This is a genomic window from Subdoligranulum sp. APC924/74 (assembly GCF_003324125.1).
GTDB lineage: Bacteria > Bacillota > Clostridia > Oscillospirales > Ruminococcaceae > Gemmiger > Gemmiger qucibialis.
Genome location: NZ_PSQF01000001.1, coordinates 149,534 through 171,508, shown reverse-complemented (window position 1 = coordinate 171,508; position 21,975 = coordinate 149,534). Strand labels below are relative to the sequence as shown.

Genomic DNA, 21,975 nt, shown 5'->3' with positions numbered 1-21,975 from the left:
TATTACCCCTCAATGCTGTACCACTTGATCTCGTTGGCATCCAGATGCAGGTCGAAGCAGCTGCCGTCACCGGTGTAAACGGTCGTGTCCTGCGGTTCGTAGGTGTTGTTGACCACGCAGTACTTGCCGTTCTTAACGTAGGCATGGACTTCCACATTGTAGTTCGTGCTGAACCACTTGTGCAGGTCGGCTTCATCGTGGGCGGCCCACAGGATGGCGCGGTACAGCACGCGGTTGTTCACAAAGCTGTACGGCAGACCGCTGATATACACACCGCGGCCCTTGCCGTACTCGTGGGCTGCCATCTGGACTTCCTTGTCACGCTGAATCAGAATTTCGGTGCCTTCCAGCGCGAAGATGCTCTTTTTACCCTCGCCAAAGTCCACGTCGTGGTCGGGGCAGTCGGCCAGAATAAAGTGGTCGCGGTGTTCATCCCAGTTGTACTTGTCGTAATTCAGGGTGAAGCCTGTTTCCTTCTCCACGCCGAGCGGCGCGGACAGCTGCAAATAGCGCCCCTGATACTGGTGACCACCCGGTTCGCCGACACCGATCAGGCCGCCGCCGCGGTGGACAAAGCCCTTGACGGCAGCGGAAATATCAGGATCCTCCCAGACCTTGCCGCCGGTGTGGGCGGTGTCGCCGTCGCCGACGTTGATAAGGACATTGATGCCGTCCAGCACCTTCGGGTCAGCCTTGATGTCGTCAAAGCTGATAAACTTCACGTCAAACGGTGCGCCGGACAGGGCTTCAATCACACCCGCATAGCTGTAGTTCTGCTTCTGGTACAGCGCATGGTGAACCATGTGGCAGCCCCAGGCGCGCTGTTGCCCCCAGCTGTTCAGCACAGCCACGGTCTTGACGCAGTAGGGGGTCGTGCCCTTGATGTTCTCGTACAGTTCGCGGAACTCGTTGCAGACGCTCTCGACATAGTCGAGGAACTCCGGGAACTCGCAGGCCAGCTTCAGGTAGCCTCCGTAGCCGATGCGGTCAATGGGCTTGCGCAGGATGGCGCGGCGAGCGGTGACCCAGTTCTCCTTGGCCTCGCGCACAGGGTCGCCGCCCTCGTGGAAGGTATCGGGGAAGAAGTAGGGCAGGAAGCGGCCCTCGGTGTACTTGACGCCGGGGATGTCGGAAATCAGGCGCAGGGTGCTGCCGTTGCCGACACTGCCGACAATGGCATCCACGCCGGACTGCTGGAACTCGGGCATGAACGGCTCGCAGCCGATCCAGTGGTCGCCCAAGAACATCATGGCTTCCTTGCCGTAGGCGTGGACGATGTCGGTCATTTCCTTCATCAGACCGGCGACCTCGCGGCGCTGGAATGCCTGGAAATCCTTGTACTCCTTGGTGGGCACACGGTACTGGTTGTTGTAGTAGCCCTGATCGATGATAAACTCGGGGCGGAACTTATAGTCGACCTCTTTCTCGAACTGGTCGAGAATGTAGGGAGAAACGGAGGCAGAGTAGCCGTACCAGTCCACATACTTCTCGCGGCGCAGCTCGTCAAACACCAGCGTGAACAGGTGGAAGAAGGTCGTAAAGCGCACGACATTGACATAGGGGTGGCTTTCGAGATACTCGCGCAGGCGGCGCATTGTGTAGGCGTGGGTCTTGGGCTGACGTACATCGAACGGAATTTGATGTTCGACATCCTTCCAGTCATTGATGACGGAGTTGTACATATGGACGGGATCCCAGATCAGGTACGCCAAAAAGCTGACCGTGTACTCGTGGTAGGCGGCGGGTGCGTCGATGACAACGCTCTCGGTTGCTGCGTCATAATGCCACGCGGCGGCATCCAACGGCTCGCCCGTCGTGCGGTCGATGACTTCCCACCAGCGGGCAATGTCGTCGTGGTCGTTGACCTTCATCAGCTCACGGCTGATGCCCGTCATCAGGGGGATGGTCAGCGCACCGTCCGCAGCGGTATAGAACGGGGTCATAATGTAGCACTGCTGCGTTTCATCGGGGTTTGCCTTAGCCCAAGCGTTGTCCTTGCGGGTGGTGTAGTAGGTGGCGTAGATCTTGGCGCCGGTGTCCTTCAGCTCCTGCGGGAACTCGGTGCCGTCGCAGTCGCGGATGGCATCCGCGCCCCAGCGCTTGAGCAGGTCAAGGGTTTCGGGTACTGCGTCCATATCGGTGGGAATCGTTACACGACCTTTGGTATTCATTTCTTGTTTTCCTCCGTCCATTGGTAAGATTGAGTTTGTCCGGCCTGCAAGGTGACCCAGCAATGCGTGTTGCAAAGATACCAGCTTCCGTCCTGTGTTGCTTTTACGGTAAGGCTGTGCTTGCCGTCTGCTGTCCGCTGATAAGAAATCAGCAGACCATTTTCTGCCCGCAAATTCTGAAATGCAACAGGTTCATTTTTCCAGCCCTGCGGGCAGGCCGGTAAAACCTCGATATGATTCTTTTCGGAACGCAACAGCATTTTCTGTACTGCGTGTGCCGCCAGAAAATCCGCTTCCAGCGTAAAGGGGCGATAGTGGAAATCACAAACGCCGCTGTTTTTGTAGTCGCCGTTCAAATGAAATCCGTTCCGGCTCAGGAAATGCTCTGCGAAGCGGTGCAGCTCATACAAAGCACCATTTCCATTGCTGCGGGCAATCTGCAAAAGTGCCATCCAACCGAAGGAAAACCCTACCCACTGCCCACTACCGAGGTGTACAAGGTGATCTACTGTTGCATCTATTACGCTGCGGTCCTGCGGATTTTCATAGCGCAGCATACACAGCGGCTCGATTGCCATAGCGTGGGAAAAATGGCGGTGCGTTTCCTGCAAGGTTTCATCAGGTGAAAGCATCAGCCCGGTTTCTGTATCTACGCTTAAAGGTGCAAGTTTTGCCTCTATTGCATGCCAATGGCTGCGTGGCTTACTTAGCTGGTACTCGATCTGTACCAGAGTGTGGAACAGATAGTGCAGCAGCGCTAGATCGTAGTTGCTGTTAGGAGTCAGCCATGAGGCTGCCTCATCATCGTGAATTTCCGGTGAGGACGAGACCGGTAAAACCAGCTTTCCGTCCGGGCCTTCTTGCAGGAGTTCTTCCAGGCAGGCTGCCGTGGCGGTAAAGTAAGGCTCCACACGGGTGCGCAGAAACTCTTTATCCCCCGTCAGGCGGTAGTATTCATAAAACATCTGGCAGAGCCAGATTTGATTGGTCGGTGACAGGGAATACATCGGCCAGCCGCCGAGCGCTCCGCCGTCAATGTCCATGACACTGGGCAGGCACACCCCTGCCGTACCGTAAAATGCACGGGCAAACTTTGCCGCCTGCGGGCGCAGCGACCAGAGATAGTCTAGAAATACCTTTCCCTGCTCCGGGTGGTTGGCAGTCAGATAGTGACAGTAGGTGAATTGGGTGTTGAGGTCGTTGTGGTAATCACCTTTCCACGGTGGGAGCTGATCGTCATCCGCGCACCATACCCCTTGCAGCGGCATCGGGGCATTGCCCGGCTCGGAACCCGCTGCCAAAAAGTAATTGGCGCGGTACCAAAGCTGTTCGAGTGTTTCATCCGGCAGCTGCAAACTGCTTTTGCCCCAGTATTGCTGCCACCAGCGTTTATGCTGTTGCAGCAGCTTCTCTGCCCCCATATCTTCCGCTGCACATAGTTCCAGCTTCGCCAGTTGGCTTGCTTTTTCTACGTTTTCTGCCTGCACGGCGGTATAATACAGCGTTGTGCCGCATTTTTTGCAGAGCAGCGTATAGGCAGTTCTATCATCGACCTTTTGGGAAAAGCCAATCATGCCATCCTCCGTTTCGGGGATAGCATCCGGCAGGGCGAGCTGCTGCAAGCTGCCGGGAGACACGCTGTTGCCCGCTTCGGCTGCCTGCGTGCCATTCCCGAAAGAGGGGCGCTCCACCGTGAGCTCTGCATCCCGGTACGCCTCCGGCAGCATCAGTACCCCAACAGGCCGCCCCATACAGAGGCAGGCGCGCAGAATGGTTCTGCCGCTTTGGGAAAAGGATGCCACCGCTGTACCCAAATCAAGGCTTGCCTGATAGCTGCCCTGCGGCAGTCCATCCAGGAACAAGTGTCCTGCGGGGATTTTTGTGGGTGTCGGACGGGCATAGGGCGTATCAAAGATACGGCGTGTTTCTGCCACATCGCCTTTCCGTGCAAGCTCTACCAGTTTTGCATAGGTAAATTCTTTATCGAGTTTTTCCTCCGGGCGGCGACGCAGCCACAGTCCGGCAATGTCCACGGAAATGCGCAGGTGCTCCATCGGCCCCCAAAAAAGAGAACCGAGTATGCCGTTCCCCAGTGGAATTGCTTCATCCCAGCGGGGTATTGGGCCGGTTAAATTGATGTTGCAATGTTTTTGGGGCAGCATATCGGTTCTCCTAACCTATTCGATTTTGTTTAGCCCTTAACGCCGCCGACGCTCAAGCCCTGCACGAGTTGCTTCTGGCCGACGATGAAGAGGATGACAGTGGGAATCAGTGCCAGCACGAGGGCTGCGAACAGCGCGCCCCAGTCGGTAGCGTAGCGCTGGATCTCATACAGGTTGGCAAGGCCGACAGGCAGCGTAGCCTTGGTCGGATCGGTAACCATAACGAGAGCCACCGGGTACTCGTTCCATGCTGCCATAGCGGAGATCATGCAGACTGTCACGATGCCGGGTTTGCACATAGGAATGATAATGCTCGTCAGAATGCGGAACGGACCGCAGCCATCAATCATGGCAGCTTCCTCGTAATCGCGCGGGATGCTGCGCAGGAAGCCGGTCAGCAGGAAGATAGCAAACGGGAACTGCATCGTTGCATACAGTACACCCAGCGCCGTCAGGCTGTTGAGCAGGTTCAGCTTGTTCATCTGCAAGAACAGCGGAATCATAATATAAGTGGCCTGAATGAAGATGGCCGCCATGTAGATGTTCAAAATCAGCTTCGCGCCGGGGAACTTATACCGCACAAGGCAGTAAGAACACGGCACAACGCAGATCACAATAATGACCAGTGTTTCCAGCACGACATAAATCGAGTTGCCGATGTTGGCAGCAAGGTTAGATTTTTCATAAGCGCGGACGTAGTTATCCCATGCAAGTCCCTGCGGCCATGCAAAGGGGTCCGTCAGAAACTCTGTACTGGTTTTGAACGAAGAAACGACGTTCCACGCCAGAGGGTACAGCATGATAACGGCAACCAAAATCAGGAACAGGCGCGTCACCCACTTGATGACCTTTGCTCTGATTTTGCTTTTTTCATTTTGTGTCATATTACTGACCTCCTTCGGAAGCATCGGTCAATTTGCGGGACAGCATGGACAGCGCCACGGAGATGGCGAGCGTAAAGACCGTGATAGCCATGGCATAGCCAAAGTTGCCGTTGACAAAGCCCTGCGTGTACATATATTGCAGCAGAACGCTGGATGCACCGTTAGGACCGCCGCCAGTCATGACCTGCGAAAGCACAAAACTCAGGTTGATGGTGCCGGAAAGTGCCAGAACAAAGGTGATGCCGATAATATCTTTCATCAGAGGCATCGTAATACTGACGAGTTTGCGCCATGCGCTGGCACCGTCCAGCGTTGCGGACTCGTAGATTTCCGGCGAAATGCCGTCCATAGCCGCGATGTGCATGACCATGTAGTAACCGGCAGCCTGCCACAGCAGCGTGAACGCGATGCACCAAAGCGCAGTCTTGCTGTCGCCCAGCCAGGAACGCTGCAAGCTCTCCAGCCCGACAGCACCGAGAATCTTATTGACGATGCCCACATTCGGGTGGAACACAAAACTCCATATAATACCTACAACGGTCAGAGAAACGATGTTCGGGAAATAGAAAATCGTGCGATACAAGACCATTTCTTTCAGCTTGCACTGGTTCAAAACGAATGCCAGCACCAGACTACAGAAAATTGTGATAACGGGAACAACCGCCATCAGCTTTGCTGTGTTTTTAAGTGCTTGAATGAAAGATTTGTCGTGGAACATATAGATATAGTTATCCAGTGCCACAAATTTGTTGTTAAGCCCCAGAGAGGTCGCATTGGTAAAAGAAAGATATAATGCCTGCACCGTAGGCCAGATCGTGAACATAAGAGTTAGGATCACGGCAGGCAGAACGCTGATGCAGATAAACAGTACGGGAAGCGGCTGCGCCTTTTTGGGGCGATTTTGGCGGTTTTTCAAACAAGTTTCCCCCTTAAAAAGAACCCTGCCAAGTTCGCATGGCGTTTACTCGGCAGGGTCAATCTTACTTTGGTCAGTGGAAATTCAGCAATTCAGCTTACTTGGAAGCAGCAATCTCCTCGAAAGCAGCCTCGATGCCGTCACGCCACTGCTCGGCAGTCATGTCACCATTCATAACGTCACTGGCAACATTGAAGACGGAATCAGCGATAACGACCTTGCTGGTGTCGGGCATTGCATCCCAACCGAAGACCATGAACGTGCCTTCCTGATAGATGTCGTTCATGTTGTAGACACCATCGGTAACGATGCCCTTGACCATCTCGTTGGCCTTCTTCAGAGCGTAGATGCCGTTGGCTTTTTCTGCGAACAGCTTAACGGAATCCTCAGTGTACAGGAAGCGCAGGAACTCTTTTGCCAGTTCGGGGTTCTTGGCGTTGGCAGGAATCTCAAACTGCTCAACGGAGCTCATAACATAGCGGGCCTCGCCGTCATCCAGAACGGGTGCGCAGGTCAGACCAAACTCAAAGCCGTCAGCACGGGGAGCATCGGCCATTTCGCCTTCCATCCAGTTGCCGTTGGGGATGAACAGAGCCTTGTTCATCATCATGTCAGTCTGGCTCTGGGTATGGTTCAGAGCAACGGTGCCATCCATCAGGTAGCCATCGGTGCCGATCTTTGCCATGTTCTGGAAGACCTTGAGGGCCTCATCAGAGCTGAGGGAGCCGGGCGTGTAGGAGGCGATTGCCTTCATGTTGTCGATGCCGGTGGCAGAAGCCAGTGCGGGCCACAGCATGCTCTCAAGGTAGCCGGGGTAGATGCCCTGATAGGTAAACAGCGCGATACCCTTTTCCTTGGCCTTGTCGCCCAGTTCAAAGAAGTCATCCCAGGTCACAGGCGTTTCCCAGCCGTTCTCTTCGAACAGAGTCTTGTTGTAAACCAGACCCATCGGGCTGGCATCAAACGGGGCAATGTAGATTTTGCCATCGCCGTAGGGAGAGCACTTGGCAGAATCCAGCAGACCATCGATAACCTGATCCTTCAGCGGGGTGTCATCATCAATGCCGCCCTCCTCAAAGACATCGGACAGATCCATCAGCGCATGCTCCTTGACCATAGAGGAAATCAGGCCGGTGGAGTCGTTGTCGTTCATCGAGATGAAGTCGGGCACATTACCTGCCACGATTTGCGGGCGGATGATGTCGCCAATCTTCGGGCTGATCTGCATATTGACAGTGACGCCGGGATAGGCATCCTCGAAGCGTTTGATGATTTCGTCCCAGTACGCGGAACCGTAGCCGCCCTCGAACACCGCGATGTTCAGTTCATTGTTCTCAAAGGTCTTCTCACCGGTAGAGGCTTCGCTGGTAGCGGCGGACGTTGCTTCGGAAGAGACGGCCTCGCTGGATGCTGCTGCGCTGGAAGATGCTGCGCTGCCGCAGCCTGCCAGACAGGTAGCTGCCATTGCAGTGGCAAGCATCATGCTGATTGCTTTTTTCATGGTTTTCCTCCTAAAAATTATTCCTTCTTTGTTTGGGATGCGGCTCATCTGTCGTTCCCTGATTGCACTTTTATTATATCGGGCAAACCGGATTTGATAAATGTATTCCCTTTACTTAAAGATGGATTTTATTGACTTTTTCTGTCGTTACCCTTATAATTCAGGTAATGTATGGATAGATTGTAGTCACTTTGCACAAACGGAGGCCTATATATGTCACTAAATGCACAAAAAACGCGTGGGTTTTCCCCCAATGTGTTGCGACGAATCAAACTTCGCACCCGTCTGTTTGTGACATTTTTGATTATTTCTCTTGTTCCCGTCATCACGATTGGTATTTTTTCTTACCGTGCATACACCCAATCCATGAACGAAAAGGTCAAACAGGCTGCCTTACAAACTATCGAACTACTCAATAATAATATGTCTACCCAGCTTGGCATTTATAGCGACTACATAGGTTCCATCTCCGTATCTGATACTGTACAGAATGGTGTCGCATCTGTCAATAATGGGCACCCCCTTACGAGTGGTATTGTAAGCGGTATTGGTGAAATGATCGTCACAATTCCTTTTCAGAGCACACACCTTAAAAACATCCGCGTCGTTTCCAATGACCGCACAGTCATCTACGATTTGGGCTATGACGATATTACACCTCAGCGTTTTAATGAATTGTTGGATAATATTGAGGCCGCCTCTCCACAGGATAGTCTGCAATACATCCACACTTACCGCGCCAACGATAAAATTGTCATTGGCCGTAAAATCTATGATATGCACCACACCAGCACGCCGCTGGGGTATATCATGCTGTACATTGACGAATCCCAGCTAAGCCGCTACATATTTACCGATGTTTCCTTTGGCGAGGGGTCCAACTTCCTGCTGATTGATGCCGCCGGCAATGTGGTATCTTCTCAGAACGCGGAACTGCTGGGAGAAGATTTGGCCGATGACCCGATTTTCCAGCAGATCACGGCGCTTCGGCAGGCGGGTGAAAACAACTTTTTATGTGAGCTGAACGGCGTAGATACACTGACAATTTTCAAATACAACACAACCTATAATGTGTATCTGGCGGCCACGATTCCGCAGGCCTACATTACCAACGGCACAAGAACCATCAATATGATGCTTATTGCGCTGGCCGCAGTGCTAGTCGTTGTCAGTGTGTTCCTGACACTGCTTGTCTACCGCAGCGTCATGCACCCCATTGATAATATGGTTGCCGCCTGCAATGCGAAAAGCGATGAGGAAATCGGGCTGAAAATCAATGATCCCAGCCCCGACGAACTCGGATTTCTGGCGCGCACCATCGACAACATGGTCAACGAAATTGGTCTGCTGGCGCAGCGCTGGAGCGATGATCAGCGCAAAATGCGCGAGTTGGAATTGCAGACTCTGCAATATCAAATCAACCCGCACTTCCTGTTCAATACCCTGAACACCTTAAAGTGGATTGCCACACTCAATCATGTTACCCCGGTCAGCCACGGCATTGATGCTCTCTCTTCCCTGCTGCAAAGCACCCTTATTAAAAAGGATGAATTGATTCCGTTTGATGATGAGCTGCGCAACCTGAAGAACTACTGCGACATCCAGCAGCTGCGTTACGCAGGGCGCTTTGAGATGGAATATCAAATTGAAGATGCTGCCGGATACTGGACTGTGCCGCGCTTTATTTTGCAGCCGCTTGTAGAGAACTCCATCCTGCACGGCACGGCGGATGAAGATGATTTTGTCACCATCACCGTCCGTGCCACCGTGAGCGAGAATCTGCTTACCATTCATATCTCCGATACCGGCTGCGGTTTTGACCCCAGTGCCATCAAGGAGAAAAATTCTGAGCGCTTCTCCGGCATCGGATTAAGCAACGTAGATGAACGTATGCGTCTACACTACGGAAATGAATACGGCCTTACGATTGAAAGTGCCCCCGGCATCGGCACACAATGTATTCTCTGTATTCCAAATGAAGCCATTCGCTGAGGTAACACAATGTATAATTTATTGCTTGTAGACGACGAGCCACTGATTAAGGTTGCTTTCCAGTCCGCCGTGGAGTGGGGCAAGAACGGATTCCTGCTGGCGGCAACAGCCAGTAATGGGCAGGAAGCGCTGCACATTGTAGAGACACAGCACATTGATGCGGTTATCACGGACTTGAAAATGCCCGGCATGGATGGGCTCGCGCTCATTCATGAATTGAAAAAGCGCAGCTTTACCGGCCCGATTCTGGTATTGAGCAACTATTCCGATTTCGATTCCGTGCGCACGGCCCTGACGGATGGCGCTTATGACTACTTCCTGAAAATCAATATGAACGGGGAAAGCATCGGTGAGCATCTGGAAAAGATGGCCGATTTGCTTCGTGTCCAGCAGCAGCGCCAGACGGAGGAGGACCACCGATCCTTTGCCATTGAAGCGCAGAAAAAGGAGAATGCCCTGATTCACTGCGCTCAATGGATAACATCCACTGCTGGGTCCTCCCCTGCTTCCAATCCGTTCTCCATGCTGCCGGAACCGCTGGTCTTTCCCGTCCGGCTGTTTACCGTCACTTTAATTCCCGCAAAAACTCATCCTATGCCCGCGCTGGATGCTGTGACCGACTTAATTACCGAGGTTTTCGATGAAATCGGCGGCAAAGTATTTCTGCACACCCATGAGGATGAAATCTGCGGGTTGATCAGCAATGAAAGCCTTGTAGCCTCCGGGCGTACTCTGGATAAGAAACTTGCCCGCTTGCAACGGCAGGTCACAACATATTTTCTGGATGCGCCGGTCATCATCTACCACGACAAGCCCATTTCACTGGCCGAACTCCGCCAAGACTACCAACTGTGCGAGAATTCCAAAGCTCTCGCCTTTTATGTAGGGCGCAGCGCTCCCATAAAGGCAACAGCACACACAGTTACTGCCCAACCCTTCCATGTCTCTCAGGCAGAACTGTCCAAGGCCACCGCGGTCGCAGCACAAAATGCCGATGAGTTGCAGATGCAGATTGCCGTTCACACCTTCTTTCAGAACTGCGCGGCGCTCTGTATGCCGCCGCAGCGCGTCCGTGAAGCCTGCCATCTGTTGCTGGAGCGTCCCGGCGAGAATATGATTCCGCAGGAGACACTGGAGCAAACCTTTAAGGAAATAGAAAAAGCCCCCACCGCGGAGGCTCTTGAACAACTGCTCTGCTTGATTTTGCAGGAACGCATGGGACTTAGCAAAATTGCCTTGAGCAAATTCAAAAAAGAGGTGCAGGCCGTCATCATCTATGTAAACGCGCATTATATGGACAAACTGACGCTGGACGGCATTGCCGACTATGTAGGGCTGAACCGGGAATATCTGAGCCGCCTGTTCTCCAAAGAGACCGGCACCGGCCTGTTCCAGTACATCAACGAGGTGCGCATGAAACGCGCCGGTGAGATGATCCGCAGTAATAAGCAGGTCTATGTCAAGGAAGTAGCTGCCGCCGTAGGTTTTGATGACCCCTACTTTTTCTCGCGAAAATTCAAAGATTTTTATGGGAAAACGCCGAGCGAATATGCTGAAGCGTAAAGGGCGCATTGTGTCTTACTATTCTTATTGGAACAGTTGACTCTAACATATTATTTTCTTGTGTATAACTTCATCGTTTCCCTTACAACTTCATCCCAGTTATATTTCTCGCAGATAAAGTCAGCTGCCTGATTCTTCATTTTCATAACCATTTCAGGATGGTCACAGGCCTCTTGCAGTTTTTCTCGCAAGTCCTCTACATCCGACTTTTTGAAAATCAATGCCTTATCTTCCACAACCTCTGCGCACTCTGGAATGTCGGAAACCAGACAGCAGTTTCCATAGCTCATTGCTTCCAGCAGACTTAATGGCATTCCTTCCAGATCAGACGGCAATGTGTAAATGTAAGCGTTGCTGTATAGTTCATCCAGCATTGCTCCCTGCACAAACCCAGTAAAGAGAATCTGATCGTCACCCTTCGCCAGGTCTTTCAATTCCTCCATAAAGGAATCCGTATCGCTGGAGCCGCCTGCGATGACCAGTTTTTTATCCGTCTTGACATTCTTGAAGGCCTCAACCAGATATCGAATACCCTTTTCTGGCACCAGACGACCGAGGAACAATATGTATGAGTCTTTTTTCAGCCCGAACTTATCTGTAATCAGACTTGCTTCCCGAATCTGCGGCCTATTCACGCCATTAGGGATAAAGTGCGTTTCTCTTCCATAAGTTTCCTTAAAATAGTCCTGCACTCCTTTGCTCAGAACAATGACCTCGTCCGCATATTTCGCAGCATTTTTTTCGCCTTGGTGGATAAACTTAGAACCAAGTCCTGATTGCCATTTCTCGCGCTGCCAATCAATGCCGGCCGATGTCAAGTCTTGGACAACATTTTTCACAAATAAATTTGAAAAAGAAGCAAAAAAATAAGCCCTACAAGGCTTTCAGTCGGTATCGAACCGATCTGAGCCTTGTAGGGCTTAACAGTTTACCCTATATGTTTTTTCTTAGACCGCCTGCAGAGAGGTGTTTTCCATCACTTTCTTGAATTTCTCTACTGTCATTCCAGCATCTTCCGCTGCTTCTTCAATTGTCACACGGCCTTCTTGCAGTTTTTCAACAAATAAAACTTTTAAAGAACAACTCAAGCCGTAAAAAAAGTCTTTAGTTATCGTAGTTTTTCTCAGTTGACCATATTATATCACACTCACCAATGTAATATCATGGGCAACTTCGCCTTTTTGAAATTCAATCCATGCTGTTCAGTTTATCCACGAACTGCTGCACGGCAGATACGATCTTACGGATCCTCTGCCGAGAACCCCAGCGCACCGGCGATAGGCGCACAGTACTTGAACGTCTTGCCCATCATGGAGACATTGGTGTTCGCATTGGAAGAAGCAGCGGCAGTCACCGTCAGGAACTTCTTGCCGACATTCTCCACAGAAGATCCGATGTTCTGGAGCTTTTCTCCAGCTTCATCGATCTTGGCAAGAGTCGCATTCTGGATGCCATTTGCGTAACCCCCTCCTTTTGGCATAAGAAAAGCCCTACTTTCTTTGACATAAGTAGGGCAAAATTAAACTATAAAATTCTTAACTTGAAATTTCTATGCTAAAATAGCCTCAGAAATTTCAATTTCCGTTTTTCGGAGGAAAGGAAACAATCATGACAAACCGAGCTGGTACACTCGTGAGTAATCTGTCAGACGAAATGACTTATGAATCTTTTCGACCGACTCTGCTTCCACCGAATCGTCCTATTGAGGTGTCTGGTGAGCTTTTCACGAAACTTATGCACTCTTCTCAGGAAGCACCTGATAGGTCACGATCACATCTGTGACATACACAGGAGTCTTGTCAGAGGCTTCGCCCCAACGGAGTGTTTTCCATCATTTTCTTAAACTGCTCCACTGTCATTTTTGCCTTTTCAGCAGCGCGCTCTATTTTTAAATCACCATCTCGGACAAGCTGCACCAGCATCCGCATCTCACCAATGTTAATGCCTTCTTCTCTGCCTTCGGCCTTTACGCCCTGACTAAGGTTGCACATAACAAGCACCTCCCTTTCCAGTTCTTTTCCAGTTCTTGGTTCATTGCAACGCCAAATTCTTCTTCAAGAATTTTCTTTTTCTCTGTGGTTGCTCTGGACGAATGGAATAACGAACCAGAGTGTTTTGGAACTCCTTGGTTGGGTGTGTACAAACCCAGATGCAGATTCCTCATCCCAAAAGCCAGTCGATGACATTCACAACTTTTATGCCATCGTAATTTCCGAGTGAAAAACGATCCAGTGTCAGAACAATCTTTTCATAATTATCCTGAATGCTCCGCAGCGGTCTCATCTCTCTCTCAAAGGTTTCTTCCGCCGTCATATCAGCGGTCACCTGATAATAGGTAAGCACACCTTCCTTCTGTGTCACAAAGTCAACTTCAGTAGAACCATATTTTCCGATATTGACTTTGCCGCCCCTTCGTGAAAGTTCAAGATACACAATGTTCTCAATGGTAAATCCAAGATCGTATCGTTTTCTTGGAAGAATGTGGTTTCTGATTCCCATATCTACCATGTAAAACTTATTGTTGACCTTTAAGAGCTGCTTTCCTACAATGTCAAATCGCTCCACAGGATAAAAAACAAAAGACTCTGTCAGGGCTTCAACATAATCGCTGACTGTGTTTTGGGATACTTTTCTGCCAGCTGAGATCAGATAATCGGTTATACTTTTCATAGACACCGGGCTGCCGATAACGCTTGCCAGATATCTGGCAATTGTCTTCAGTAACGCAATGTCTGTGATTTTTCGTTTTCCACTCTCTTTTTCTCTTCTTGTCTGCCGCTGCTCAATATCTTTTACAATGACGGTGTTGTAGATTCCTTCCAAATACTGATCTATTTTTTCATCCGTACGGTTCATTACTGCCACATACGGAATTCCGCCAGTTTTCATAAACTCTGCAAAAGCTTCCTCTTTTGCCATACCTGTCACCGCCATATACTCGCGGAAAGAAAGCGGCAGCATCTTAATCTCTGTGTACCTTCCTGACAAAAGCGTTGCAAGCTCACTTGACAGCATATATGCATTGGAGCCCGTGATATAAACATCCACATGATCTCTGATATAAAGGCTGTCAACCACTTTCTCGAATGAAGGAACTTCCTGAACCTCGTCCAAAAAGATGTATGTCATCTTATCAACACACAAACGTTCTTTGAGATAGTTGTACAGCCTCATATAATCTTTTAAGGGTTCGTAATCCAGATTTTCAAAGTTGATAGAAATAATCTGTTCTGGTGCGACTCCATTCGCCAAGAGTCTCTGCTGATACTGTTCCAGAAGTACAGATTTTCCACAGCGACGGATTCCGGTCACGACCTTGATCTGCCGCTCATCTTTCCATGCCCAAAGCTGGTCAAGATATTCTTTTCGTTCAACCATATCTGCATTCCTCCTTTTTTCTCAGTATAGCATATTGTACGCAGGATATCAAATTATTTTCCCGTTTCGGAAACTTTTATTTTATCAGACTCAATATTTTCTAATTATGGAAATTGTCAGATACGAGGCATGAAAAAGTGTTTAACTCCAACTCCACCAAAGCAGATCTATTCGCATGGGTAGAAACGCTCAATCTATAACCTTCCCATTCCTATGGAATGAAACACCCTCATAGCAGAGAAGATTTACGAATCCTCTCAACTATGAGGGCGTTGTTTTTTATTCATGCAGTTCCAATGGCAAACCATCTGGATCAAAGAAAAATGTCATCTTCTTTTGGGTGTAGCTGTCCAATCGAATCGGTTCGCATCCTATCCCCATCTGTTCCAGTTCTGCTACAGTGGCTTCCACATCCTCCACCCGGAATGCTAGATGCCGCAGTCCGCAGGCTTCCGGTCGATTCACGCGCTTAGGCGGGTTCGGCTCTGCGAAGATCTCCAGTTCAATCGCATCAGCACCCTCACCAACACGCAAATCCAGTTTCCAGTCATTCCGTTCTTTACGGAAGTTTTCTCGTACAATCGCAAATCCCAGCTTATTCACATAGAAGTCTTTCGATTTCTCATAATCTGAAACGATGATTGCCACATGATGAATCGCTGCTAATTTCATATTCTAGGTTTCACCTCCTTATATGTACCATACTTGCCGAATCGTTGCTGCCACCAGTTCCAAAAACACAGCCACGCTGCCAACCACCTGCGGAATCATAAAAATCACAAATCCTCCGATCAGCATTTGAAGTGCTTCCCTCCCCTGCGACTGCTTCATCAGGAATGAAAGCACTGCCGTTGCGAACAGCACACTGCCCAGCAGATAGAATATCCATGCTGAACAACAATAAAGGAACATCACGAACCATTTCAGCAGCCATACTACTACGAGTAGCGGCAGGGTCAACAAGGTCAATATCAGCTTTGCCAGCTTTCGGGTTATACTCATTTCGTCCTCCTTCCAGTTGGTCTGTTGCCCATATTATATCACACTCACCAATGTAATAGCATGGGCAGCTTCGCCTTTTTTGATATTTAATCTGTGTGTAATGCTCTTACGGCATCCTGTATACTCTGCTCATATTTGAACTGTACAACGATTCGCCCACCCTCATGCACATAAACATTTTCGATGAAGGCCGATACCATACTTGCCGTAAGTCTCGTGCCGTGCAGGAAATTTTCTGCCTGTTCTGCCGCTGCGCGTACCGTTCCTGGAACAACGCTCTGGGCAGCTTCTTCCGCCTTGGATTGTTCAATTTTATCCTGCACCTCCGCAATCTTCCTATCATATTCTTGTTTTTTGTTCTTATAGTTATCCAGAGAGAGCGTTCCGGCTGCGTATTCCTCATACATCCGCATCTTCTCGCCTTTCAGATTTTTCAGTTCCTGCTCCATCGATGTTTTTCGACGGCTTGCCTTTCTACTGGCTTCTTTCAAGCTCTGTTCTTCCTTTTTAATATCACCATAGAGAGAGCCTAATAAAGAAAGTTCTTTTTTCAATGCCTGAAATACTGCATTTTCAATATCATTGGCCTGAAATATCTCCGATGAACATTTGGTCTGCCCGATAAGTTCCTGTCCCTCTCTGCACCAGAATATGGGAGAAGCCTGTTTGTAGTCATATCCCATAGCCCGTCTGCAATTACCGCATCGAACTTTTCCCTTAAGTGGAAAATCCACGCTGCCCATTACTACTTTATTGCGGTTGTTTATGACAAGCTGCGCTTTTTCAAATTCTTCCCGGCTGACGATGGCTTCATGGGTTCCTTCCGTAATGTACTGCTGCCCTTTCGGAACAGTACGAGAGATAGACTTACCGGAAATCAACCTTTGGCTTTTTCCCAGAACCATCGCACCGGTATACACATACGCTGTGAGAATTTTCCAGACACGAGTGCTATCCCAAAGTATCACAGGCGCAATCGTGTAAGTTGTCTCTTTTCCATACGCCTTATGCTCCCGGTTATAAACACTTGGCACCGGAGCATTTTCATCATTCAGCGTCATCGCTATTTCTCGCGTCCTCAGTCCCAGAATCGCAAGGTCAAAAATACGACGGACAATTTTAGCCGCTGGTGGGTCAATGATATATGATCCTTTTTTATTTGGGTCAAACTGATAACCAAACGGTGCAGAAGATGCTGTAGAAATCCCCTTACGCCACTTCACTCGATTGGCTGTCCGAAGTTTCTTTCCTGCATCCCGGCAGTACATGGTGTTTACCAGATTGCTTACAACCAAATCCATCCCCAGTGTCGCACCATTATAATTGTTGCTGTCATAGTTGTCATTGACGGAGATGAGCCGGACACCCAGCAGTGGAAAAATCTGCTCCATGTATTCGCCCACACCAATGTAATCACGTCCAAAACGAGAAAGGTCCTTTACGATAATGGTATCAATCTCGCCACTGCGCACACCATCCATCATCTTCTGAAAGCCCGGTCTGTCGAAATTGCTGCCTGTGTAACCATCATCCACAAAATCCATCACCGGCAGATTTTGCAGACTTTCTTTGTGGGAAATATACCGCTGGATCAGTTCTTTCTGGTTTTCGATGCTGTTGCTCTTGTCTTTTCCATCCTTACCCAAATCACCGTCCGCCCTTGAAATGCGCTGATACGTTGCAATCATTTTCCCGCACTCTCCTTTCCAAAGTCTGCTAACACATCTTGAAATCCAAATACAATGCGAATCCGCTTATCTGCACTCACTTCGATTCTCTGCACGAGGGATTTTACCAGCTGAGCATCAAATCCAAAGTCATCCAGATGCGCTTCCAGGTTGGAAGTCATATTCAGATATTCTCTGATTTGTTGTTCTACTTCCATCTTTTTTGCTTCTACTCTCTGCAGTGCTGTCCGCAGGCTATCATACTGTCTGGAATACTCTTCCCGGATCTGTTGATATTCTTCGGAATCCACCGCGCCTGCCACATAATCCGCATAAAGCTGTTCTCTTTTCTTCGCCATCTGCCCAACCTTATCCGTCAGGCTCATTACCTCACTCTTTGCACGGTAGACAGGATTCTGCATATCTTCGATTTTTCGCAGTTCTTCCAGAATTTTGCGCTTATCACTGAGCCGAACGATGAAAAGATGCAGCTGATCCATTACCAGAGCTTTCAGAAGTTTTTCCGTAATCTGATGTCCGATGCACTTATCATCCGCCTGCCTTGCTCTGCAAATATAGTAGCAAACCTTTTTACTTTCTTCTGCTCCATGCGGAAGCCTATCAAAATCCATCGGTCTGCCACAGTCTGCACAGAATACCATTCCGGCAAGGTCATTCTGATACTCCGTGCGAATCTGTTCTGTTTCTGCTCTTACTGTTTTGAACACTTTCTGATTCTTCGTCAGAATCTCCTGCACCTTTTCAAAATCATCCCTTGCAATGATAGCTGGATGTGTATTTTTTGCCACATACCACTGTTCTTTCGATAAGTCACGTTTGTCCTGCCCCGCAAAAAACTTCTGTGTGCTTTTATTGTTGATGGTATCTCCCACATAGGTTTGATTTGCCAGCATATGCCGTACCGAGGTTTCGCCCCATTTTTTATAAGTAACAACATCCTTTCCCTCAACAATTTTCCGATGCCACTCTCGTGGGGTAGGAACCTGCAGCAAGGTCATCCGTCTGGCGATTTCATAAATCGCTACGCCCATCAGTGCCCACTGAAAAATCAACTGTACATAAAAAGCCGTTTCCGGGTCAATCTCATTTCGTTTTGTCACAGGATTCCGAATATATCCAAACGGAGCATCACTTCCGACTGCATAGCCGGCTTCTTTTTTACGCTGCAGGGAACTCCACACCTTTTTGGAAATGTCTTTCGCATACATGGTGTTGATCATATTCCGAATCGGAAGAGCCATGCTTTCCATATCCTCTTTGCGCGTACTATCAAAATTATCGTTGACAGCAATCAATCGAACACCAAGAAACGGAAATACAGTTTCAATATAGTACCCCGCTTCCAGATAGTTGCGACCAAAGCGCGAGAGGTCTTTTACAACGATACACTTGATCTTCTTCTGCCGCACATCGTTCATCAAACGGGTAAAGGCCGGGCGCTTAAAATTTGTTCCTGTAAAGCCATTGTCAAAATAAGTATCCACATAATTCAGTTCACTGCTGCGGTTAATAAAATCCTGCACCAGTGCAATCTGCGTTTCCATGCTTTCGTTATCTTCGTTATCTTCCACCGAAAGCCGTCCATAGATTGCGGTTGGTATTTTTCCTTCATCCAATTCCGGGAACTGCACTGAAATCACTGCCTGTTCCGGTTGGGGCAAATTCTTTCTACTCTTTCGTGCCATCGTCTGTACCCTCCAGTTCTATCCGTTCAAGCATCTGCTTCCATTCCTGTGTTTTCATCGTTAAACTGATTTCTGCCTGCCTATCGCCCAAAAATGTAACCACGACCTGTTCAATGTACTTTTTTACAAAATTACGATCCAGTGCCTCTGGGGTCTTATATTGTTCCATCTGCTGAATCCACGGATTTCGCAAACTCAATGCCCGTTCCCATACCGTCGTATTTTCCATGATTGCCGTAAGCTGTTCATTCAGCTTTCGATGGGCTTCTTCATAGTCCAGAACTTCAGCATGATACTGTTCTTCCGTGATTTCATCGGCCATATAGCATTCATATAACGGTACACGGCGAAACTGTTCCATATTAAGTTCAGCCAGAATGGTCTTCATCTGCATCGAACTATCAGCTCTTACTGCTTCAATTGCTTTTCTGCCAGCTCCCTGCTGAATTGCGGAGTACATCTTTTCTTCTTCTCGACGTTCTCTCTCCATAGCATCTATCACCTTTTTATATACAGATGCAGCCGGAGCTTTCAATTCCTTTCCATTCTCCTTGTGAGCACGGCAGTAGCTGCAATAGAATAGTTCTTCTCCCGTTTTCTTATGATGAATTTCATCTGGTTCCCGTCCTTGATGAAAACGGGAATATGATGCTCCGGGATGAATTTTATCTTGAGGGATTGAACTGTGATCCTGAAACATTTGACCTTGAATGCGAACTGTTGAATCATGAGTATAACAAGAACAGCACTTACGATGAAATCAAAAGCCACCACTACATTATTAGCCACGACCCGAAAGACAACACTGACCACAACCTGACTGGTGAGTGGGCGCAGACCATCGGCATGGAATATGCAAAGGCCAATTTTCCGGGGCATCAGGCTTTGGTCTGTACCCACACCGATGGTAAAAACGGCACAGGCAACATTCACACCCACATCATAATCAACAGCCTTCGCAAATCTGATGTTGACCCGCAGCCATTCACCGAGCGGCCTATCGACTGTAAGGCTGGCTACAAGCACCACCTTACCAAAGACTATTTGAAGCACTTACAGAAATCGTTGATGAACATTTGCCAGCAGGAGGGACTGCATCAAGTCGATCTGCTCTCCCCTGCTGCGGACAGAATCTCGCCGCAGGAGTATTACGCCAAACAGCGCGGTCAGCAAAATCTGGACATTGCCAACATGGAACTTATGATTGAAGGCATTACCCCCATGCGTACTACTTTTGAAACAGGCAAAGAAAAAGTCCGCAACGCCATTTCTGACATTGCTGAACGAGCCACATCCTTTGAAGAATTTCAAAGACTCTTGAAGGCAGAATACGGTATTTTAGTAAAAGACCACCGCGGACGATTCAGCTATCTGCCTGCCGACCGACAAAAGTATATCTCTGCCCGCGCCCTCGGCTCTAATTATCACCGTGATAGGCTACTACACATTTTTGCAGAAAATGCAAGGACCGCAGAGCAGAACAATCCTCATTGGGGCGCAAATGATCCTATGGTTATTCTGTTCATCAAGTCCGATCTGCGCCTTGTGGTTGACTTGCAGACCTGTGTAAAAGCCCAGCAGAGCCGCGCTTATGCGCAGAAAGTAAAAATTTCCAATCTGCAGCAGATGGCCCGGACGATTGCCTATGTGCAGGAACACGGCTATGACTCTTATGAAAAACTTTCAGAAACTGCAGAGGCCATCTATACCAAAATGGCAAAAGCGCGCGGCGATGCAAAGCTCACTGAAAGCAAGCTACAAAAAACAAACGAGCAGATTCATTACCTTGGTCAGCATCTCTCCACAAAATCCATTTACGGAGAATTTCTAAAAGCCCCGAATAAGAAGATTTTCCGTCAAGCTCGCTCGGACGAACTTGCCCAATATGAGGAAGCACTTCAAATTCTGAAGCAGCACTCGCCTGATGGGAAGTTTCCTACCATGAAAGACCTCCGGGCAGAAAAAGAGCAGCTTACGATTCAAAAGGACGCCCAATACGATACTTACCGTTATTTCAAGGATTATCACAAAGAACTCCAGACCGTGTGTGCCAATGTAGACAGCATCCTCGGCGCAGAACAAGAAGTGCAGCAGCACGAACAGCAGCGCACTCGAAAATATGAGCAATCTCTCTAACCCACTTTCAAAGTCACCCAAAAGCAAAAACAGCCAGCGTATCATGTGGTTCATTCCACACAATACGCTGGCTATTCGTTTCACTTACTGCTTGTACCGCAGCATACCATTTTTTAGTTCAATAAATTTCCCATCAAAGATTTCCTGTAACACCTGCCTGCATGGTATCCGTTGCAATCTTCTGACCTCAGACGCTTCCATTACGCGGAAAGTGGTTTGGTGATGATCCTGATAAAACGCAATGAGTGATTCAATGTACGGTTCGGCATCGGCAAGTGTCCAGTTTGATTCTTCTTTTAAACGTGAGAATACTGATACCAGACTGATGCACCGAACATCTTCAAAATTTGTGGCTCCATTCCGAGCATTTTTATCATCGGAGCAGAACACATAGATCTGCTCACCAAGCATCACCGACAAGACCTGTAATAGCACAAACGACTTGATTTCCCCAAGGTTATTTTTCTTACCAACTTCTATATCGAGTCGTTCAAGCTCTTTCAAATAGTCCTCTCTCGATATTACCGTGTAATCAGCCTCTTCCAATGCCCGATAATGTTCCGAAAAGTAATCCTTAGAAAAGGCATCGCAGGCCAATTTTAACATCTGCGTATAAGTCGCACACGCCAGCGGCCCTCGCACAAGTGACAGGCTTTCAAGGATTTCCTGATCCGTGTAGCTTTTTATCTTTTGCGCTCCAATCTTCTCGCTCAACCAGATTGGCGTATCAGCATTATACCGATTGAGTTCCGTTACAATTTGCGCATGACAAAAGAACTCATACCCCGGCAATTCCATGACCCGATCAATCAAATGATTGCCGCCATCATCTTGAACAGAGTGCGTTTTGGAAATGAAGTCAGTATTCAGCAGTGCGTATCTTTTCACTTCGATCTG

18 protein-coding genes are annotated in these 21,975 nt (G+C 48.8%); 3 read left to right on the top strand and 15 right to left on the bottom strand.

Going from position 1 to position 21,975, the window contains the following annotated elements; all coding sequences use genetic code 11:
* Positions 1-2 precede the first annotated feature (2 nt).
* From gnpA to C4885_RS00815, 5 genes are all read right to left on the bottom strand, one after another.
* The gene (gene gnpA, locus C4885_RS00835) at positions 3-2,171 is read right to left on the bottom strand and encodes a 1,3-beta-galactosyl-N-acetylhexosamine phosphorylase (RefSeq protein ID WP_113998594.1); all 2,169 of its coding nucleotides are present in this window, start codon (positions 2,169-2,171) and stop codon (positions 3-5) included.
* A complete protein-coding gene (locus tag C4885_RS00830; protein WP_113998593.1) occupies positions 2,168-4,333 on the bottom strand; it encodes a glycoside hydrolase N-terminal domain-containing protein in 2,166 nt (721 codons plus the stop codon). Before C4885_RS00830 ends, gnpA begins: the two co-directional genes overlap by 4 nt.
* Before the next feature lie 29 nt (positions 4,334-4,362).
* The gene (locus C4885_RS00825) at positions 4,363-5,217 is read right to left on the bottom strand and encodes a carbohydrate ABC transporter permease (protein WP_113998592.1); all 855 of its coding nucleotides are present in this window, start codon (positions 5,215-5,217) and stop codon (positions 4,363-4,365) included.
* A 1-nt stretch (position 5,218) separates the two neighbouring features.
* The gene (locus tag C4885_RS00820; RefSeq protein WP_242979426.1) at positions 5,219-6,133 is read right to left on the bottom strand and encodes a carbohydrate ABC transporter permease; all 915 of its coding nucleotides are present in this window, start codon (positions 6,131-6,133) and stop codon (positions 5,219-5,221) included.
* Between the two features lie 97 nt (positions 6,134-6,230).
* Positions 6,231-7,634 carry a carbohydrate ABC transporter substrate-binding protein gene (locus C4885_RS00815; RefSeq protein WP_113998591.1) on the bottom strand — a complete coding sequence of 468 codons (1,404 nt, stop codon included), beginning with the start codon at positions 7,632-7,634 and terminating at the stop codon, positions 6,231-6,233.
* A gap of 213 nt (positions 7,635-7,847) precedes the next feature.
* Between C4885_RS00815 and C4885_RS00810 the strand changes: the two genes are divergently transcribed.
* A complete protein-coding gene (locus C4885_RS00810) occupies positions 7,848-9,626 on the top strand; it encodes a sensor histidine kinase (RefSeq protein ID WP_113998590.1) in 1,779 nt (592 codons plus the stop codon).
* A gap of 9 nt (positions 9,627-9,635) precedes the next feature.
* The gene (locus C4885_RS00805; RefSeq protein ID WP_113998589.1) at positions 9,636-11,189 is read left to right on the top strand and encodes a response regulator; all 1,554 of its coding nucleotides are present in this window, start codon (positions 9,636-9,638) and stop codon (positions 11,187-11,189) included.
* A 50-nt stretch (positions 11,190-11,239) separates the two neighbouring features.
* On the opposite strand, the gene C4885_RS00800 is transcribed toward C4885_RS00805, so the two are convergent.
* From C4885_RS00800 to C4885_RS00760, 9 genes are all read right to left on the bottom strand, one after another.
* Positions 11,240-12,028: a glycosyltransferase family 4 protein gene (locus C4885_RS00800; RefSeq protein WP_371681605.1), complete on the bottom strand. Its 789-nt coding sequence runs from the start codon at positions 12,026-12,028 to the stop codon at positions 11,240-11,242.
* A 401-nt stretch (positions 12,029-12,429) separates the two neighbouring features.
* Positions 12,430-12,669: a hypothetical protein gene (locus C4885_RS17240; RefSeq protein ID WP_113998588.1), complete on the bottom strand. Its 240-nt coding sequence runs from the start codon at positions 12,667-12,669 to the stop codon at positions 12,430-12,432.
* 319 nt (positions 12,670-12,988) lie between these two features.
* Positions 12,989-13,180, bottom strand: coding sequence for a hypothetical protein (locus tag C4885_RS16905; RefSeq protein ID WP_242979424.1), 192 nt, complete (start codon positions 13,178-13,180; stop codon positions 12,989-12,991).
* Between the two features lie 169 nt (positions 13,181-13,349).
* Positions 13,350-14,567, bottom strand: coding sequence for an ATP-binding protein (locus tag C4885_RS00785; protein ID WP_113998587.1), 1,218 nt, complete (start codon positions 14,565-14,567; stop codon positions 13,350-13,352).
* Positions 14,568-14,846: 279 nt separating this feature from the next.
* On the bottom strand, positions 14,847-15,239 hold the full coding sequence (locus C4885_RS00780) for a VOC family protein (protein ID WP_113998586.1): 393 nt from the start codon (positions 15,237-15,239) through the stop codon (positions 14,847-14,849).
* An 18-nt stretch (positions 15,240-15,257) separates the two neighbouring features.
* Positions 15,258-15,569, bottom strand: a complete 312-nt coding sequence (locus C4885_RS00775; protein WP_113998585.1) for a hypothetical protein — start codon at positions 15,567-15,569, stop codon at positions 15,258-15,260.
* Positions 15,570-15,655: 86 nt separating this feature from the next.
* A complete protein-coding gene (locus tag C4885_RS00770; RefSeq protein WP_113998584.1) occupies positions 15,656-17,257 on the bottom strand; it encodes a recombinase family protein in 1,602 nt (533 codons plus the stop codon).
* A complete protein-coding gene (locus tag C4885_RS00765) occupies positions 17,254-18,942 on the bottom strand; it encodes a recombinase family protein (protein WP_113998583.1) in 1,689 nt (562 codons plus the stop codon). Before C4885_RS00765 ends, C4885_RS00770 begins: the two co-directional genes overlap by 4 nt.
* On the bottom strand, positions 18,926-19,432 hold the full coding sequence (locus tag C4885_RS00760; protein ID WP_147237715.1) for a hypothetical protein: 507 nt from the start codon (positions 19,430-19,432) through the stop codon (positions 18,926-18,928). Before C4885_RS00760 ends, C4885_RS00765 begins: the two co-directional genes overlap by 17 nt.
* A 155-nt stretch (positions 19,433-19,587) precedes the next feature.
* Here C4885_RS00760 and C4885_RS00755 point away from each other — a divergent pair, with 155 nt between their 5' ends.
* Positions 19,588-21,078: a relaxase/mobilization nuclease domain-containing protein gene (locus tag C4885_RS00755; RefSeq protein ID WP_242979422.1), complete on the top strand. Its 1,491-nt coding sequence runs from the start codon at positions 19,588-19,590 to the stop codon at positions 21,076-21,078.
* Positions 21,079-21,162: 84 nt separating this feature from the next.
* Here the strand turns inward: C4885_RS00755 and C4885_RS00750 are convergent, their stop codons facing one another.
* Positions 21,163-21,966, bottom strand: coding sequence for a hypothetical protein (locus C4885_RS00750; RefSeq protein WP_113998580.1), 804 nt, complete (start codon positions 21,964-21,966; stop codon positions 21,163-21,165).
* Between the last annotated feature and the right edge of the window lie 9 nt (positions 21,967-21,975).